This window comes from Streptomyces sp. NBC_01515, from assembly GCF_045040345.1.
Lineage (GTDB): Bacteria > Actinomycetota > Actinomycetes > Streptomycetales > Streptomycetaceae > Streptomyces.
The window spans coordinates 639,990-657,880 of record NZ_CP109416.1 but is presented as its reverse complement, the minus strand read 5'-3'; the positions used below and the strand labels follow the sequence as shown (position 1 = coordinate 657,880).

General features: G+C 70.7%; 16 protein-coding genes. 12 read left to right on the top strand and 4 right to left on the bottom strand.

Features of this window, described 5'->3' with window-relative positions:
* The first annotated feature begins 78 nt into the window (after nucleotides 1-78).
* Genes OG407_RS02605 through OG407_RS02590 form a run of 4 tightly spaced genes read left to right on the top strand, consistent with a single transcriptional unit; the run spans nucleotide 79 to nucleotide 5,395 of the window.
* Complete coding sequence (locus tag OG407_RS02605; protein ID WP_405854580.1) at nucleotides 79-1,731, top strand: ABC transporter substrate-binding protein; 1,653 nt, start codon at nucleotides 79-81, stop codon at nucleotides 1,729-1,731.
* Nucleotides 1,728-2,666: an ABC transporter permease gene (locus OG407_RS02600; RefSeq protein WP_405854578.1), complete on the top strand. Its 939-nt coding sequence runs from the start codon at nucleotides 1,728-1,730 to the stop codon at nucleotides 2,664-2,666. Before OG407_RS02605 ends, OG407_RS02600 begins: the two co-directional genes overlap by 4 nt.
* A 54-nt stretch (nucleotides 2,667-2,720) precedes the next feature.
* Nucleotides 2,721-3,581 (top strand): ABC transporter permease, encoded by an 861-nt coding sequence (locus OG407_RS02595; protein ID WP_405854576.1) that lies wholly within the window; start codon nucleotides 2,721-2,723, stop codon nucleotides 3,579-3,581.
* Complete coding sequence (locus tag OG407_RS02590; protein WP_405854574.1) at nucleotides 3,578-5,395, top strand: dipeptide ABC transporter ATP-binding protein; 1,818 nt, start codon at nucleotides 3,578-3,580, stop codon at nucleotides 5,393-5,395. Before OG407_RS02595 ends, OG407_RS02590 begins: the two co-directional genes overlap by 4 nt.
* 74 nt (nucleotides 5,396-5,469) lie before the next feature.
* On the opposite strand, the gene OG407_RS02585 is transcribed toward OG407_RS02590, so the two are convergent.
* Together OG407_RS02585 and OG407_RS02580 are read right to left on the bottom strand one after the other, a co-directional pair.
* A complete protein-coding gene (locus OG407_RS02585) occupies nucleotides 5,470-5,919 on the bottom strand; it encodes a DUF6086 family protein (protein WP_405854572.1) in 450 nt (149 codons plus the stop codon).
* Between the two features lie 224 nt (nucleotides 5,920-6,143).
* Nucleotides 6,144-7,112: a ScbA/BarX family gamma-butyrolactone biosynthesis protein gene (locus OG407_RS02580; protein WP_405854570.1), complete on the bottom strand. Its 969-nt coding sequence runs from the start codon at nucleotides 7,110-7,112 to the stop codon at nucleotides 6,144-6,146.
* Nucleotides 7,113-7,221: 109 nt separating this feature from the next.
* Here OG407_RS02580 and OG407_RS02575 point away from each other — a divergent pair, with 109 nt between their 5' ends.
* The 4 genes from OG407_RS02575 (at nucleotide 7,222) to OG407_RS02560 (ending at nucleotide 10,638) form a co-directional block, all read left to right on the top strand.
* The gene (locus OG407_RS02575; protein ID WP_405854568.1) at nucleotides 7,222-7,884 is read left to right on the top strand and encodes a ScbR family autoregulator-binding transcription factor; all 663 of its coding nucleotides are present in this window, start codon (nucleotides 7,222-7,224) and stop codon (nucleotides 7,882-7,884) included.
* Between the two features lie 132 nt (nucleotides 7,885-8,016).
* Entirely contained in the window at nucleotides 8,017-8,697 is a 681-nt protein-coding gene (locus OG407_RS02570; RefSeq protein ID WP_405854566.1) for an SDR family NAD(P)-dependent oxidoreductase, read from the top strand.
* A 91-nt stretch (nucleotides 8,698-8,788) separates the two neighbouring features.
* Nucleotides 8,789-9,844, top strand: coding sequence for an MBL fold metallo-hydrolase (locus OG407_RS02565; protein ID WP_405854564.1), 1,056 nt, complete (start codon nucleotides 8,789-8,791; stop codon nucleotides 9,842-9,844).
* 32 nt (nucleotides 9,845-9,876) lie between these two features.
* On the top strand, nucleotides 9,877-10,638 hold the full coding sequence (locus tag OG407_RS02560) for an SDR family NAD(P)-dependent oxidoreductase (RefSeq protein WP_405854562.1): 762 nt from the start codon (nucleotides 9,877-9,879) through the stop codon (nucleotides 10,636-10,638).
* 43 nt (nucleotides 10,639-10,681) lie between these two features.
* Here OG407_RS02560 and OG407_RS02555 read toward each other — a convergent pair whose 3' ends face one another.
* Nucleotides 10,682-11,395, bottom strand: a complete 714-nt coding sequence (locus tag OG407_RS02555) for a hypothetical protein (RefSeq protein ID WP_405854560.1) — start codon at nucleotides 11,393-11,395, stop codon at nucleotides 10,682-10,684.
* Between the two features lie 151 nt (nucleotides 11,396-11,546).
* Between OG407_RS02555 and OG407_RS02550 the strand changes: the two genes are divergently transcribed.
* A complete protein-coding gene (locus tag OG407_RS02550; protein WP_405854558.1) occupies nucleotides 11,547-14,237 on the top strand; it encodes a LuxR C-terminal-related transcriptional regulator in 2,691 nt (896 codons plus the stop codon).
* Between the two features lie 63 nt (nucleotides 14,238-14,300).
* On the top strand, nucleotides 14,301-15,506 hold the full coding sequence (locus OG407_RS02545) for an alpha/beta hydrolase (RefSeq protein ID WP_405854556.1): 1,206 nt from the start codon (nucleotides 14,301-14,303) through the stop codon (nucleotides 15,504-15,506).
* A 60-nt stretch (nucleotides 15,507-15,566) separates the two neighbouring features.
* Here the strand turns inward: OG407_RS02545 and OG407_RS02540 are convergent, their stop codons facing one another.
* Nucleotides 15,567-16,229 (bottom strand): TMEM175 family protein, encoded by a 663-nt coding sequence (locus tag OG407_RS02540; protein ID WP_405854554.1) that lies wholly within the window; start codon nucleotides 16,227-16,229, stop codon nucleotides 15,567-15,569.
* Nucleotides 16,230-16,424: 195 nt separating this feature from the next.
* On the opposite strand from OG407_RS02540, the gene OG407_RS02535 reads away from it, so the two are divergent.
* Both OG407_RS02535 and OG407_RS02530 read left to right on the top strand, forming a co-directional pair.
* Entirely contained in the window at nucleotides 16,425-16,892 is a 468-nt protein-coding gene (locus OG407_RS02535; protein WP_405854552.1) for a cupin domain-containing protein, read from the top strand.
* Nucleotides 16,893-16,944: 52 nt separating this feature from the next.
* On the top strand, nucleotides 16,945-17,877 hold the full coding sequence (locus OG407_RS02530; protein ID WP_405854550.1) for an alpha/beta hydrolase: 933 nt from the start codon (nucleotides 16,945-16,947) through the stop codon (nucleotides 17,875-17,877).
* Nucleotides 17,878-17,891 lie beyond the last annotated feature (14 nt).

Sequence of the window (17,891 nt, the reverse complement as noted above, 5' to 3'; positions counted from 1 at the left end):
TTTCGTGGCATTCCCCCATGTCATCAGCCGGTCGGCCGTGCGCCGCCCTTCCCGCCCGCGACACACCGGAGTTCCCTCATGCCCGTCAACCGTCCCAGAGCCCTTGTCCTGGCCGCCGTCGGCTCGCTGTTCCTCGCGGCCTGCAACGGTGCCGGTGACACCGACGGCACGGCGGCCGGCGCCACCGGAAAGCCGGTGAGCGGTGGCTCGTTGACCTACGCCGTGGACACCGAGCCGGTGTCCTTCGACATCCACGCCAGCCCGCAGGACATCACCGGCGCCATCCAGCGCAACGTCTTCGACTCGCTCGTCTACCAGGACGCCAAGGGCGAGTTCCACCCGTGGCTCGCCAGCAAGTGGTCGGCGTCCAAGGACCTGAAGACCTACACCTTCCACCTGCGCGAGGACGTGAAGTTCACGGACGGCACGGCCTTCGACGCCGAGGCCGTCAAGGTCAACTTCGACCGGATCACCGACAAGTCGACCAAGTCCCAGTACGCGTCGAGCCTGTTGGGCCCCTACACCGGCACGACCGTCGTCGACGCGCACACCGTCGAGGTCCACTTCTCGGCCCCCGTCGCCTCCTTCCTCCAGGCCGCCAGCACCCCCTACCTCGGCTTCTACTCCCCGGCCGCCATCAAGAAGTACGGCAGCCGACTCAGCGCGGGCGGCGCCGCCGACGTGGGCACCGGCCCCTTCAAGTTCACGAGTTACACCAAGGGCCAGAGCGTCACCCTCACCCGCAACCCGGCCTACAAGTGGGCCCCTTCGACCGCCGCCCACACCGGCCCGGCCTACCTGGACAAGCTCACCATCCGCTTCCTGTCCCAGGACGCCACCCGCGTCGGCGCGTTGACCAGCGGCCAGGTCCAGGTCGCCGACCCCATCCCGCCCGCCGACGTCAAGACCGTCAAGGCCGACTCGCAGCTGCGGGCCCTCACCACCGACGCCCCCGGCGCCAACTACGCACTCGTCCTCAACACCACCCAGAAACCCCTCGACGACATCCGCGTCCGCAAGGCGATCCTGCGCGGCATCGACATCGACACCGCCGTCAAGAGCGTGTACTTCGGCGTCTACAAGCGCGCCTGGGGCCCCATCTCACCCACCACCCCGTACTACGACAAGTCCCTTGAGAACACCTGGAATTACGACCCCACCCTGGCAGCCAAGTCACTCGACGAGGCCGGTTGGACCGGCCGCGACGCCGACGGCTACCGCACCAAGAACGGCAAACGGCTCAGCATCGAATGGCCCCTCATGCCACAGGAGTACATACGCGAACAGCGCGACACCCTCGGCCAGGCCATCCAGGCCGACCTCAAGAAACTCGGCATCGAGATCAAACGCCCCCGCCTCGACATCGGCACCTACCTCACCAAGGTCTACGGCGGCCAGGAAGGCATCGCCGACTACAGCTGGGCGCGCTTCGACCCCGACGTGCTGCGCCTGTACTTCAACAGCTCCAGCGACCCCCGCAAGGGCGGCCAGAACGCGACCTTCTACAAGGACGCCGACCTAGACAAGTGGACCGACGAGGCGCAGACCACCCTGGACAAGAACACTCGCCAGGACCTCTACACCAAGACCCAACAGCGCGCCGTCGACCTGGCATTGGAGGTCCCGCTCTACGTCCGCACCGCCGTCGTCGGCGTCGCCGCCGACGTCCACGGCCTGAAGACCGACCCGAACACGTGGATAAACTTCTACGACACCTGGATCGGCAAGTGAGCCTGCCCGCACTGCTCAGGGCGGTCGTGAAACGCCTGGTCGCCGCGGTGGCCGTGCTCTTCGGAGCGGCGACCCTGGCCTTCCTGACCCTCCAGCTCATCCCCGGCGACCCGGTCGCCGTGATGCTCGGACCGGCCAACGCGGCCGGCCCCGAGGTCCGGGCCGAGATCACCCGCGAGTACGGCCTCGACCGCTCACCGGCCGAGCAGTACCTGCACTACCTCGGCAACCTGCTCAGCGGGAACCTCGGCGAGTCGTACCAACTCCAGCGCCCGGTCACGGACCTGATCGGGGATCAGCTCTGGCCCACCGTCCAACTCGCCCTGTTCGCCCTGCTGTTGGCCGTCACCGCGGCCGTCGCACTGGCGGTGGCCACCGCCGGACGCCACCCCGTCCTGCGCGCCGCCGCCTCCCTCGCCGAACTCCTCGCCGCCTCCACCCCGACCTACTGGACGGGCATCCTGCTGCTCACCGCGTTCTCGTTCCAGCTGCGGATCTTCCCGGTCGCCGGAGCACAGGACTTCGCCTCCCTCGTCCTGCCCGCCGTCACCCTCGCGCTGTCCCTGGCCGGGGTCCTGGCCCAGGTCCTGCGCGAGGGCCTGGAAGCCGCCCTGGCGCAGCCGTTCGTGGTGACCGCCCGCGCCCGCGGACTCAGCGACACCGCCGTACGGCTCCGGCACGCGCTGCGGCACGCCGCGATCCCGCTGCTCACCCTCACGGGCTGGCTCACCGGGTCCCTGATCGGCGGCGCGGTCCTCGTCGAGACGGTCTTCGGCCGCCCGGGCATCGGCGCGCTCACCCTCCAGGCCGCCACCAACAAGGACATCCCCCTGGTCATCGGACTCGTCCTGCTGTCCGCCCTCGTGTTCGTCGTCCTGTCCACCGCGATCGACCTGCTCTACCTCGTCATCGACCCCCGCCTCCGGACCCGCTGACATGACCCACCCGACGACATCCCGGCGCCCCCGGGCGAGAAAGGCCGCCGCCCCATGACCACCGTCACTGCCGCCGTCCCGCCCCGGCGGTGGCCCCGGCTCCTGACCGCCGTACGCCCGGCGCACGCGGCGACCGCGGCCCTCCTGGGCCTGATCGTGCTGGCGGCGGTCCTCCCCGGCGTGTTCACCTCCGCCTCGCCCGTCGACACGGACCCGGCCCACGCGCTCACCGCACCGGGCGCCGCCCACTGGTTCGGCACCGACCAGCTCGGCCGGGACATCTTCGCCCGCGTCCTGTACGGCACCCGCACCTCGGTGTGGCTCGGCCTCGGCTCCACAATCCTGGCCGTCGTGGCGGGGTCCGTCCTCGGCCTCGCCGCGGCCCTCGGCGGCCGGTGGACCGACCAGGCACTGATGCGCCTGGTGGACGCACTGCTCGCGCTCCCACCGATCCTGCTCGGCCTGCTCGCCGTGACCATCCTGGGGCCCGGCACCCTCAACGTGATGATCGCCATCGCGGTGGCGTTCTCCCCGGGCTACGCCCGCCTGGTGCGGGCCGAGGCCCTGGTGGTGCGCACCTCGGGCTACGTCGAGTCGGCCACGGTGCTCGGCCTGCGCCGCCCCCTGCTCGTCGTACGGCACATCGTGCCCAACGCGCTCGGCCCGCTGCTCGTCCTCGCCACCGTCGGCTTCGGCTCCTCCCTGATCGCCGCCTCCGGGCTCAGCTTCCTGGGACTGGGCCCCCAACCACCCTCGCCCGAATGGGGAACCATGCTCTCGGAAGGCCGCAACTTCCTCGCCACCGCCTGGTGGATCGGCGTCTTCCCCGGCGCGGCGATCACCTTCACCGCACTCTCCGTCAACGTCGTCGGCCGCCGGGCCCAGGCCCGCTACACGCGGAGGACCGACGGATGAGCCTCCTCGACGCCGACGGACTCGACGTGTCCTTCGGCACCCTGCACGCCGTCCGCGACCTCTCCCTGCACCTCGACCGCGGCGAATGCCTCGCCCTGGTCGGCGAGTCCGGATCCGGCAAGAGCGTCACCGCCCGGGCCCTGGCCGGCCTCGCCGGGCGCGGGGCCTCGGTCACCGCCCGCCGCCTCACCTTCGACGGAACGGACCTGCGCACCCTCAACGACCGTGCCTGGCGCGGCATTCGGGGACGCCGGGTCGGTCTCGTCCTCCAGGACGCCCTGGTCTCCCTCGACCCGCTGCGCCGCGTCGGCGCCGAGATAGCCGAACCCCTGCGCACCCACCGGATCCTGCCCCGGGCCCAACTCCGGCCACGCGTCCTGGAGTTGCTGTCCGACGTGGGCGTACCGGAGCCCGCCCGCCGCGCCGACCAGTACCCGCACCAGCTCTCCGGCGGCCTGCGCCAGCGCGCCCTGATCGCCTCGGCCGTAGCGGCCGCCCCCGATCTGCTGATCGCCGACGAGCCGACCACCGCGCTCGACGTCACCGTGCAGGCCCAGGTACTGACCCTGCTGGCCAAACTCCGCGGCGAGGGCACCGCACTGCTCCTGATCAGCCACGACCTGTCGGTGGTGGCGGGCCTCGCCGACCGGGTCGCCGTCATGTACGGCGGCAGGATCGTCGAACACGGCCCCACCGACCGAGTGCTCCGCTCGCCGCGTCACCCCTACACCCGGACCCTGCTGGACGCCGTACCCACCGCACACGCGAAGGGCACCCGGCTCTCCCCATCGACGCCGCCGGGCCCGCCCGCCGCACCGGACGGCTGCGCCTACGCGGCCCGCTGCCTCCTCGCCGACGACGGCTGCCGGACCACGCCGCCCGAGCGGGACGACCACGGAACCCTGTGCCACCACCCGCTCTCCGCGCCGACGGCGAAGACCCTCCCCACCCCCACGCTGATCGAGAGCGCTCCACCGGGACCACCCCTGGTGGTGGCGGAAGGTCTCACCAAACGCTACCGGGCACCCGACGGCACACCGTACGACGCCGTCCGTGACGTCTCCCTGACCCTGCACCGGGGCGAAACCCTGGGCGTGGTCGGCGAGTCGGGCTCGGGCAAGACCACCGTGGCGCGCGTCCTCCTCGGCCTGACCGAACCCGACGCGGGAACGGTGCGTTTCGACGGCGTCCCCTGGACCGGGGTCCCCCAGCGCGCACGACGACCCCTGAGGCAGCGCGTCCAAGCCGTGCAACAGGACCCGCTCGGCTCCTTCGACCCCCGCTTCGACGTGGAGCGGGTGATCGGCGAGGCCGTAGCTCTCGCCGGACCGCGACACGGACGGGCTCGCCGGGCGAGGGTGACCGAACTGCTCGACCAGGTAGGGCTGTCGGCATCGGTACTGGACCGCCGTCCGCGTGACCTCTCCGGCGGCCAGCGCCAACGCGTCGCCATCGCCCGGGCGTTGGCGCCGGCCCCCGACCTCATCGTCTGCGACGAACCCGTCTCCGCACTCGACGTCTCGGTCCAGGCCCAGATCCTGGACCTCCTCGCCGACCTGCGCCACGACACGGGCGTGACGCTCCTGTTCATCTCCCACGACCTCGGAGTCGTCCACCACGTCAGCGACCGGGTGCTGGTCATGAGGAACGGGCGGGTGATCGAGTCCGGCGACGTCGATGCGGTCTTCACGAGCCCGAAGGAGGACTACACGAGAGAACTGCTCGCGGCGGCGGTCCCGGGAGCTGCCCGACCCGACGACGGACCGCCCACCGCCGAGTCGGCCTGGAGCGTGGCAGGACCACTGGCCGACTGAACCGTCGGATCACGCGTCTCCTCCTCGCGATGAGCCGCCTTGGCCGTATCCGCGATCGAGGAACGGCATGCGACTCAGCGGGCCATCCAGCGATCCATCTCCCGTGCCCGGGTGTCCAGCGCCGTGACAACGACGGCGGCTGACGTGGTGCGGGGGTTGCCGGGGACCTGTATGTCGCGCTGGGCGGGACCGCCGATGTGGCCGGCTTCCGGTTCGGGGAGTTCCACCTCGGTTCCGGCACGCCGCGCGAGTGCGACAGCTGTCGCCACAAAGCCCTCGGAGAGCGCGAGGATCACGGAGTGCCCTGTCCGGCAGTGCCAGGCGACCAGGGCGTGTACGAACTCCGCGTACGCGGCGGGATCGACTTCGAGTGTGTCCGGATCGCCCCAATGTTTGCCCTGGCCTATTCCCGAGGGCAGGTTCAGCGCTGCCTCGAAGACCTCAAGCTGACGTAGGAAAAGGCGCCCGGAACCGTTCGACGGGTTCCAGAGTGTCTCGTCGCCGATGTCGAAGTACATGCTCATGGTCGATCCCCCTGCTCAACAGCCCCTCGGCGAAGACTAGAAGAGCGGGTGGGTAGTGGGCACTTGGGTATTTCGGTGCCTGGTGGTGCCTGGTGGCGGCTGCTGGGTTTTGCGATGGGCGCCCGTCCTTCGAGTGAACAGGCGTCCATCGGAGGCCGACAACGGGTGAGGAAATACGGGTCAGTTGAGCGGAATGGACGTCAAGTCGCGGCCCTGAGGGCGAGTTACCCCTTCGCCGCGAACGACAGCGTGCCGGAGGCGGTCGTATCGCCGCCCTGGGTGACCTGGAAGGCCCAGCCGTCCTCGGCCGGCCCGCATTCGACCTGGACGGGTGCGTTCCACTCGGTGAAGCGCAGGGCTTGCATGTGGCAGCCGTTCAGGCGGCCTGGCGAAGCTCCTGCCAGGCAGGCCGCCTGGCGGGCCGCCTCCAGGAGGACCATGCCGGGTACGTGGTCGCTGGGGTGGTCGAAGAAACGGGGGTGGCGCAGGTCGGCCGGTGCCACCAGCAAGGTTCCGGAGGGCGCGCGGACCAGCATCACGTCGCCGGGGGAGGGGACCGACACCTCGGCGGGTGACGGGCGCGAGTGCACGTGGTCCGGTACGGGGTCGGCGGCGGCGTTCGGGCCGCGGAACGTCTCGTACTCCTCCTCCGACAGGACCCGGACGCGTCCGAAGGCCGAGCCGAACTCCCGCCCGGCGGCGGAGAATTGGATCCGTACGTTCAGCGCGACCGGCCAGGGAACGTCATCGACGTGGCGTACGTCGTGCACCTCGGCCCGGCACAGCACATCGGTGGCGCCGTAACCGACCACCGGCTCCGCGCTGTTGTCGAGCTGGAAGCCGACGTTTCTGATGACGGGCTTGCTCGTGCTCGGGGCGCCGAGGAAGCGCTGACAGATGTACAGGCCGACCTGACGGATGGTCTCGGCGGCGAGCATCGGATCGTGCCGCTCGGCGGAACCGGAACCAGAACCAGAACCGGAGCCGATATCCGACGTAGCGGACGTGGCATACGAGCGCGGCCACTGCGCCGCGAGGAGGAAACGGCCGTCGGGCAGCGCTCGGGCATCGGTGAGCAGGACTTCGGCGACCGCGTTCCGGTGTACGAGGGTCCTGGACACGCAGCTGTCCCAGCTCAGTGTCAGCTCTTCCGGGTCGGCTTCGGGCGGTGCGAGAGAAGGTGATTCAGTCATAAAATAATAGAAGCTATGGTTCCCTGGCATCGGTGCGGGAAACGGCTGCCTGTCGGCTAGATTCACCGGAAAAGACGATCCGGCACGCAGGACAGGGACGACCGAGAATATGCAGGAACGTGCGGAAGCCACCCGACGGGCTGTTCTGGCGACGGCCGCGGTGCTGTTCGAACAGCATGGGTACGTCGGTACGAGTATCAGCGACGTGGCGCGTACGAGCGGGTACACCAGCGGGGCGATCTATTTCCATTTCGGCAGCAAGGAAGGGCTGGCCCGGGGTGTCCTGGAAGCCCATTTCGCCGAATGGCCGCGATATGTCGAGCGTTGGGAATCCCAGGAGGGTCCTGTACTGGATCGTTTGGTGGGCCTGAGCCTCGCCGTTGCCCGGGAATTCCGGGACAACGTGATCGTCCGCGCCGGGAACAGGCTCTGGAGCGAGCGCAGAACCATCCCCGTCTCCCTGCCCCGGCCCTTCGTGGGGTGGATCGACGCCGCCGCCCACATGCTGGCCGCCGCCGCGGAAGCGGGTGAACTCGCCCCCGGCGTCGACGCCGAGCGCGCCGCACGCGTCCTCGTCTCCAGCTTCTTCGGGGTGCACACCGTCTCCGACGCACTGGACGACCGCCGCAACATCGAGGACGCGGTGAGTGACCTGTGGATGATGCTGCTGCCGGGATTGCAGGCGGCGCCGGCGGATCCGGCGAAGTGCCTGGAGGGGGCGAGGACGTTGCTGGCGGCCACTCGGGGGTGGCCTGAGCCGAGTATGAAATGAATGCGCGCTCCTCCGTCGACGTGCCCCGCCTGCCTCCAGCAGATCACCGGAATCCGGTGAGGACCGCTCACCTGCCCTAGGGCAAACCTGGGGTGCAGGGACTTCGGCAACGCCCGGCGAGGAGGCGGTCTCATGAGTGAGCGTGTGGCGGTGGTGGTCGGTGCGGGCGGTGGCCTGGGTTCTGCCACGGCGGTGGTCCTCGCGAACGCCGGGTTCAGCGTGACGGCGGTCGACCGTACGGAGAAGGCACTGGAGCAACTGCCCGACGGCGTCCGCCGCGTGGTGGGCGACGCGACCGACCCGGCCGTGGCCAGGAACGTCATCGACCGGATCGCCACCGAGTCCGGACCTCCCGAGGTACTGGTGAACACCCTCGGTGCCTTCCGCCCGGGAGGGGCGCTCGCCGCGACCCCCGAGGACCTGCGGGTCATGCTGGACGTCAACCTCGGCGCCGCACTGTGGCTGAGCCAGGCCGTGGCGCCGTACATGCGTCGACGCGGCGGGGGCGCCATCGTGCACGTGTCCGCCCGGCCGGCGAGTGAGCCGACCGCCGGTATGGCCGCCTACAGCCTCGGCAAGGCGGCGCTCAACCACCTCGTCCGCATCCTCGACCTGGAACTGCGCCCGGATGGGATCCGCGTGAACGCCGTGGCGCCGCAACTCCTCGACACGGCCAGGAACCGGGCGGTGCTCCCTCCGGAGGCGCTGGCCCACGCCGTCCCGCCGGAGGCGATCGCGAACATCATCGCCTTCCTCGTCGACGGCCTCGTGACGGACATCAGCGGAGCGATCGTGCCGGCCTACGGCGCGTAGCCCGGACAGGTCCCACCCCCGAACGTCCCACACCGCCATCTCGATACACGTCCCCCCCCAGGCACGTCACCCCCACCCGAAGGGAACCACCATGTCCTCGACGAACCGCCGATCGTTCCTCGCCCGCAGCGCGGTCCTGGCGGCCGTACCCACGGTCGCCGCGCTCGCCGACGGCGCATTCGCCGGCCAGGCGTCCGCCGCCACTCCCACGCTGCCGGACTACGCGCCGATACCGGCGTCCGCGCTCGGCCCCGCCGTCAACTCGCAGGGCTACTACGTCGGTCGGGTCGAGCGGAACCTGTACTGGGTGACCGACGGCACGTACCAGGCGGCGTTCCTGACGACCCGTGAGGGTGTCGTGCTGTTCGACGCGCCTCCCACCATCGGGCACAACCTCCAGCGGGCCATCGACGAGATCGCCGCGGCCAACGGCGTCTCGAACAGGGTGACCCACCTCGTCTACTCCCACCACCACGCCGACCACCTCGGGGCGTCGTCGTTGTTCGACCGGCATGTCGTGCGGATCGGGCACGCCGAGAACAAGCGGCTGCTGGCCCGCGACAACGACCCGACCCGGCCGCTGCCCGACGTGACGTTCGAGAACCGCTACACGCTGCGCGTCGGCGGCGAGCGCATCAACCTGGCGTGGCACGGCACCAACCACTCGCCCGACAACATCTACATCCACCTGCCGGACCACGACACGCTCATGCTGGTCGACGTCAACCTGCCCGGCTGGGTCCCCTTCGACAGCTTCAACCTGAACGAGGACGTCCCCGCCTCCATAGCCGCCCCGGCCAAGGCCATGACGTACCCGTGGAAGCACTACATCGGCGGCCACATGGGGCGGCTCGGCACCCGCCAGGACATGGTCGTCTACCAGCGGTACGTGAACGACATCGTCGACAACGTCAAGAAGGCGCTGACGGCGGTCGACCCCACCCCGTACTTCGCGAAGTACGGGGACAACTCCTGGGCCGCGGTCAAGGAGTACCAGGCCGCTCAGGTCGCCTACGCCGCCGACCCGGTCGTCAAGAAGTACACCGGCGTCCTCGCCGCCGCCGACGTCTACACGGCCAGCACGACGTTCATCATCCTCGAATCGCTCCGCCTCGACCTCGGCCAGGGTTCGCAGGTCCATGCCTGATCACGGCTCAACACACCGGAAGGGACGCTGAGATGCCGGGCCGACTGGCCGGAAAAGTCTGTGTCGTCACCGGCACGGGCGGGAGCACGGGGCGTGCCACCGCCCTGGCGTTCGCCCGGGAAGGTGCCCGGGTCGTCGGGTGCGACGTGACGGTCGAGGCGGCGGAGGAGACCGTCGCGTCGGTGCGCGCCGAGGGCGGTGAGATGGTGTCGCTGCAGCCGTGCCGTCTCGATGATCCCGCCGAATCCGCCAGACTCGTCGACTTCGCCGTGGATCAATTCGGCCGGATCGACGTCCTGTTCAACCTCGCCGCCAGGGCTCATTTCAACTGGCTCGAAGACGTCACCGACAAGGACTGGGACGGCGCCCGCCGCGACGAGGTCGACCTCGTCTTCTACCTCACCCGGGCCGCATGGCCCCAACTGAAGGCCGGCCGGGGCGTGGTGGTGAACATGGCCTCCCTGAACGGCTCCCTCGGCTTCAAGGGCTTCCCGTCCCTGTCCCATACGACGAACAAGGCGGCGATCATCGGCATGACCCGCCAACTGGCCATGGAGGGAGGCGAGTTCGGCATCCGCGTCAACTCGATCTCGCCCGGCCTGATCGAAAGCCAGGCCACCCGCGCGCAGTTGGAGAACGACGACTTCTCCCGCCAGATGCTCGGCCGAACACTCCTGGGCCGAGTGGGTCGACCCGAGGACGTGGCGAGCGCGGCCCTGTTCTTCGCGTCCGACGAGAGCGCGTACGTGACCGGCGTGGACCTCGTCGTCGACGGCGGCATGAAGGTCTGGTGACCGACAACTCGCCGGTCCGGTAAGGCCGTTCACCTCGCCTTGTTCACCTGGACTCGCCCACGACGAGCCGGTAGAAGATCGGCTCGCCGGTCGTCGTCACGCGGTGCTGGAACCGGGTTCGTTCCAGCACCGCGAGACGTCCGTCGGCCACCAGCCGCTCGACCGCGGCACCGAACCCGTCCGGATCCGACGCGTCCATCCACCGCTCGTCGATCGTGAAGACGACAGGGGCACCGGGCGGCAGGAGCGCGAGGGCGTTCTCAAGCGCCGGCGGGGTGGCGTGCGTGCCACCGAACGCCCCTGCCGACACCAACCCCCCTAGAGCGTACGGGCGTAGAGCCTCGCGGAGTGGGTCGGGGCGCAGGAAGTCGCCGACCACGTAGTCGGCGTAGACCCCCGGCCGGTCGCGCAGACTCGCCTCGCGCGCTGCCGGCAGCGCGTCGACCCCGACAACCTGACCTACGCCCCCGCCACGCACGAGTTCGCCGACCAAGCCCGTGCCGGAGCCGACGTCGAGAACCGTCAGCGACCCGGGCTCCAACCCGAGGCGCTCGGCCGCGCGCAGGAAGCCCGCTGCCGCGACCTGGGGTGATGTGCACTCCAGCAGTTCCTGGACGACATGCTCGTAGAGGCCGGGCACGGCGTAGATCCGCGTGTACTCGTGCAGGTGCACCAACTCGTGCCCGCTCAGCGCGATGTACTCGCCGTCGGTCTCCGGCGGGCCGAGCAGACGGACGCCCGCAAACACATCTGGCATGTCCGCGAGGCTATGCGAACGCGTTTGCGCGCCGCCACCTCCACACGACGGACCACCTCGATACGGCCCTCACCTCATGCCCAGGATCACCGCCGTGCAGGCGTCGGTTCGCCGCCGGGATGCCGTGCTGCGCATCGACTACGCTGACCGCGTGGCTGAAGGACATCGCGTGACCCCCGACCCGCGGGCCGCAGCGGGTTCGGGCCGCTCGGCGGGCCGGGGCAGACGCGGACTCATCGACCGTCGCGACCTGGTCGCCGCCCTGGACCGTGCGGCCGAGAAGCAGGTGACGCTGGTCTCCGCGCCCGCCGGCAGCGGGAAGACGTCGCTGCTCCGCACGTGGGCCGACCGGCCGGACCAGGACCGCCGCATCGCCTTCCTGTCCGTACGGCCGAGCCAGCGGGACGGGCAGCTGTTCTGGCTCGCTCTGCTGGACGCGGTCCGCGCCGCGGCCGGTACCGACGATGTGAGCGAACCCGCGGCCGTGACTCCCGGCTCCGACGGCGGTGCCGTCATGGACAAGGTGCGGTCCGAGATCACGGCGTCCCGCAAGCCCTTCTTCCTGGTCATCGACGATCTGCACGAGCTCGGATCCGCCGCGGCCGTCGAGCAGTTGGGGACACTGCTGACCGGCCTTCCGCAGGGCGTCCACGCGATCGTGGCCACCCGCCGTGACCCGTCGCTGCGCCTGCACAAGCTGCGGCTGGCCGGTGAACTCGCCGAGATCCGCGCCGCGCAGCTCCGCTTCACCGAGGCCGAGACCCGCGAACTCCTGGCCGCCACCAAGATCGTGCTGCCCGACCGCGTGGCCGACAGGCTGCACCAGCGCACCGAGGGCTGGGCGGCCGGGCTGCGCCTCGCCGTGCTCTCGCTGACCGGGCACCCGGACCCCGAGCGGTTCGTCGCCGAGTTCTCCGGCAGCCACCGTACGGTCGCCGAGTACCTCCTGGCCGAGATGCTGGAGCGCCAACCGCCGCACGTACAGCGGCTGTTGCTGCGGACTTCACTGCTCGACCGCGTCAACGGCGAGCTGGCCGATCTGCTCACGGACGCGACCGGGTCGGAGCGCATCCTGCTGGATCTGGAGGACGCCAACGCGTTCGTCGTGGCGCTCGATCCCGGCCGGACCTGGTTCCGCTACCACCACATGTTCGGTGACCTGCTCCGGCTGGAACTGCGCCGCACGTTCCCCGGGAACATCCCGGAACTGCACCGGCTGGCCGCGCGCTGGTTCGCCGAACACGCCCAGACCGCCGACGCCGTCCGGCATCTGCAGGCCGCCGGCGACTGGGCCGAGGCGGCGCACCTGCTCGCCGATCACACCGTCAGCCTCACCCTGGACGGACAGGCCGGAACCGTGGTCGCGCTGCTGCACGCCTTCCCGGTCCGCACCGGCGAGGAGCGCCCGGAGCTGGCCCTCGTGCACGCCAACGCCGATCTGCACCAGTACCGCCTGGACGAGGCCCAGGCACACCTCGACCTCGCCCGGTCGTACGCCGAGACGACCGCACCCGACCGCCGGCCTCGGCTGCGCATGGCGATCGCGTCCCTGGACCTGCTGCTGGCCCGGCTGCGCGGGCACTTCGACGCCGTGTTCGAGCAGGCCGACGCACTGCCGTCCCCCAGCACCAGCCAGTCCACCACGGAGGTCGCGCTCGCGGGTGACCTGCGAGCGCTCGCCCTGCTGAACCTGGGCGTCACCGAGGCCTGGTCGCTACGCCTCGACGCCAGCGAACGGCACCTTCAGGAGGGCGCCGTGCTCGCCCACGACATCGGCCGCCCGTACCTGGAGGTCGCCTGCCTCGCCCACCTCGGATTCGCCTCCGGCAACCGTTCCTTCGCCCTGGTCCGGCGCCGCTGCGAGGAGGCGCTGGCGCTCGCCGACCGGTACGGCTGGGGCGCCGAGCCGGTGATCGTGCCCGCGCAGGTGTCCTTCGCCGGGGCGTTGATCTGCGCGGGCGAGTTCGACCTCGGGCGACAGTGGCTGGACCGCGCCCGGCGTGCCACGCAGTCCGACGGCGAGCCGGGGGTCCGGCTGCTGGTGCACCTGGTCTCCGCGATGCTTCCGGCGGCACGCGGTCAACTCCACGAGACCCTGGCCGAGTTGAGGGCCGCCGAGCAGGTGCAGTCGCACATGAGGGGCGAGCACGGGCTCTGGTCCCGGGTGACCGGCTGGACGGTGGCCACCCAGGCCCGCCTCGGCCTGGTCGACCAGGCGCGGACCACCCTCGCCGCCCTCGACGAACAGCGGGCCGCCGCCGGTGAGATCCGCACCGCGGCCGCGGTGATCCGCCTCGCCGAGCAGGACCCGGCAGGCGCTCGCCGCGAACTCCGGCCGGTCCTCGACGGCACCGCCCCGGTCAACTCCTTCCTCACCCCGATCGAGGCCCACCTCCTGGACGCGCTCGCCTGCCGCGACCTCGGCGACGAGCGGGCGTCGGGAGCGGCCGTAGAACAGGCGCTGAACCTCGCCGAAGCGGACCGGATGATCCTGCCCTTCGCGATGACCGGTGCCTGGGAGCTGCTGGAGTCGCTGCCGCAGCGGACGTCGCACGCCGCGCTGGTCTCCGACATCCTGGACGTCGTGCGGGGCACCGCCACCGGCGGACCGGACCGGCCGCCTTCGGTACCCGCCGAGAACCTCAGCCCGAGTGAACTGCGCGTCCTGCGCTACCTGCCGACGAACCTCACCCGCCCCGAGATCGCCGGCGAACTCTCGGTCTCGCTCAACACCGTCAACACCCACATCCGACGGATCTACGCCAAGCTCGGCGCCGGCGACCGGTCCTCGGCCGTGCAGCGCGGGCGGGAGCTGCGGCTGCTGTCGAACGGCCGCGGCTGAGGACCGTAGGATCACCGGATTCCGGCGACGCGGAGTCACCCGGCCGTCCTCGACCATGGGGCCATGGGTGATGACCCCCTCCTGTACCAGATCCGGGTCTGCGGCCACCTCGGCCCCACCCTGCTGACGGCGTTCCCGGCGTTCGCGCCCGAGCAGCAGGGCACCGAAACCGTGCTCACCGGGCTGCTGCCGGACGCCTCGGCGCTCTACGGCGTCCTCGCCGAGGTCGAGGCACTCGGCCTCGACCTCCTCGAAGTACGCAGAGTCAGGCCCCGGCCCCCGCAAGACCTCTCGGTCCGGCCGATCGCGCCACCGAGCCACCCCACATCCAAGGGAGAACGTTCCGTGAGTACCGAGCAGCAGGACACTCTCGACGCGATCCTGCGTCGGTCGGCCCTTCCCGTCGGCAGTGATGTCAGTGAACAGCGGCGCCTGCTCCATGAGTTGACGTCGGCGCAGCCGCTGCCCCCCGAGGTGACCATGACGTCGACCACGCTGGGCGGTGTCCCCGTCGCCGCGATCACGGTCGACGGAGTCGAACCCCGGCACGTCGTCCTCTACTTCCACGGCGGCGTCTATGTTCTGGGCGACGCGGCGAGCGCGGCCGGTCTGGCCTCGCAGGTCGGGCGCCGGACCAGCGCCAAGGTCTACTCCGTGGACTACCGGCTCGCCCCCGAGCATCCGTACCCGGCGGCGGTGGACGACGCCCTGGCGGCCTACGAAGCTCTCCTGAAGGACGGCATCGCCCCCTCGGACATCGTCCTCGCCGGGGAGTCAGCGGGCGGCGGACTGGTCATCGCCACCCTGGTCAACGCCCGTGACCGCGGACTGCCCCTGCCCGCCGCGGCCTACGTCATGTCGCCGTACGTCGACCTCACCCTGGCCGGGGCGAGCATCGACACCAAGCACGAGGCGGATCCGCTGCTCAGCCGGGAACTCCTCGCACCCCGGGTCACCGACTACACGGCCGGACAGGATGCCGCTCTCGGCCTGATCAGCCCCGTCTTCGCGGACCTGTCCGGCCTGCCGCCCCTGATCATTCAGGTCGGCAGCCACGAGGTCCTCCTCGACGACGCCCTACGCCTCGCCCGGCAGGCGGCCGCCGCGGACGTCGAGGTCACGCTGGAGGTCACGCCCAGGGTCCCGCACGTCTTCCAGGCCTATCAGCCGCTGCTCGACGAGGCGGCCGTAGCGCTGGACCGGGCCGGAGAGTTCCTGTCCGCGCGGCTGGACCGGGCGGACAGCGCCACCGGAAAGCCGGTGTCGTAGAGACCCGGCGACGACCTGTCACCCGACCACTGACGTCGTTGTCGTCGGTGAGCCCCCGGCTCAATCCTCCGCGCCCTGCTGCCCGTTACGACCCCTGCGCGCGTCGACGACCGAGTCGGCGACCGGCACCACGATCCAGCAGAGGTAGGCCCAGTGGGTGAAGAGCGACACCGGGATCGAGATCAGGAAGCCCAGTGCCACCATGCCGAGGCGGCGGATGGACCGGGCGAAGAGCTCGGGCGGGGTGCCGGGGCGCTGGAGGCCGTCGCGGGGGACCTCGCGGACCATCAGGATGAACAGGAGACAGGACAAGAACTGCACGACCGCGTAGAAGACGAACCGCGCCTGGAACGCTCCGTGGCCGCCGATCACGTCGGTCGCGAACGGGGTGACCACCAGCGTCAGCAGCCAGTACATGGTCAGGGATGTCAACCGGGTGTTGGTCGCCGTGACGTAGCGGAACACCCGGTGGTGGGAGCGCCAGTGCGCGGCGATCACCACGAAGCTGATCATGAACGCCAGATAGCTCTCACGGTGTGACGTGGCCGAGTGCCACAACTCGGAGTTGGTCGACCCCTCCGGCACCGGCAGTTCCAGCGCCAGCAGCGTGAGCGCGATGGCGACCACCGCGTCCCCGAAGAACGTGAGCCGATCGCCGGAGACCGCCCGGGCCTCCATGTCCTGCTCCTCGGACGGCAGTTCTTGATCAGTCGAGACATCCATGGCAGCAGAGAATGCCACAAGCCGAGGGGCACCTCGGACGCGCCCGGCACCGAGGTCCGGGCCGGGGGAGTGGTACTGCTGGTCCTACCCGCCAGGCTGGCGGCCGGTACGCGGAGAAGAGGATCATCGGACGGACAGGGCACGGCCCCGACCGGAGACACCTCAGACAGCTGATCGCGCAGAACGGACCGCCGCATGACCATGGCCTACCTCGCACAGCCCGAGCAGCAGCAGAAACTGGAATGGCTCGACGGCGGCGAGTTCGCCGTACTCCTCGACGCCGCGGCCACCGGCGGACAGCTGACCGTGGGGCGGTTCTCCGTCGCCAAGGGCGAGGCGCCGCCCTACCACAAGCACACCCGTGAGGACGAGGTCTTCATGCTCATCAAGGGGAGTGCGCTGCTGTGGTGCGACGACGAGGAGATGGAGCTGACGGAGGGCGGCATCGTCTTCCTGCCGCGGAACGTGCCGCACGGCTACCGGATCACCTCCGACACGGCCGACCTGCTGATGATCTGCACACCCGGCGGCATCGAGGGCATGTTCCGGCACGCGGGACGTGACCTCACGACCCCGCGCCCCGAGGGCTTCGAGATCTCGCGGGACATCATGGCCGAGGCCGCCGACATGTACGGCCAGATCATCGTCGGCCCGCCGCGCTGACCCACCGCTCCAGAGCACCACCGCACCGACCGGAACCACGAAAGGCACAGCCATGTCCCGGCAACAGCGCCAGGCCCTCGACGAGATGCTGCGGCACGGCCCGCTCGACCTCGGCGGGGACGTCCCCCAACAGCGCGCCCTCTTCCACGACATGATGACGTCCATCCCGTTGCCGCCCGACGTCAAGACGACGGAGGGCGAACTGGGCGGCGTACCGGTCGTCACCGTCGAGACCCCGGCCAACGACCCGGCGACCGTCCTGCTGTACCTGCACGGCGGCGCGTACGTCATCGGCTCGGCGGCCGACGCCGCGGGTCTGGCCGCCGAGGTCTCCCGGCGCACCGGTGCGCGCGCCGTCTGCGTCGACTACCGGCTGGCACCCGAGCACCCGTTCCCCGCGGCGGTCGACGACGCCCTGGCCGTGTACCGGGCCCTGCTCGACGACGGAACTCCCAGTTCCGCCATTGCCTTCGTCGGGGAGTCCGCGGGCGGCGGTCTCGTCGCCGCGACGCTGGTCGCCGCCAAGGACGCGGGCCTGCCCCAGCCCGCCTCGGCCGCGGTCTTCTCCCCGTGGGCCGACCTGACCGTGTCCGGCGACAGCGCGGTGGGCAAGGCGGCGGTCGACGCCTCACTGACCCCGGAAGGCCTGCGCGCCCGCGCCCGCGACTACCTCCGCGACACGGACCCGACCACCCCGCACGCCAGCCCCGTCTTCGCCGACCTGACCGGCCTGGCGCCCCTGTTCATCCAGGTCGGCTCGTACGAGATCCTCCTGGACGACGCCGTACGACTGGCCGCACGCGCCGCCGCGCACGACGTCCACGTCGAACTCCAGGTCTGGCCCCAAGTCCCGCACGTCTTCCAGGCGTTCGCCGCGCTGCTCGACGAGGGCGCTGCCGCGCTGGACGCCGCCGGAGCGTTCATCCGGGCCCGGTGGACCGATGGCACCGACGCTGACGCCGCCGCCGACGAGCCCGGCGAGTAAAGACTCCGCCGTAC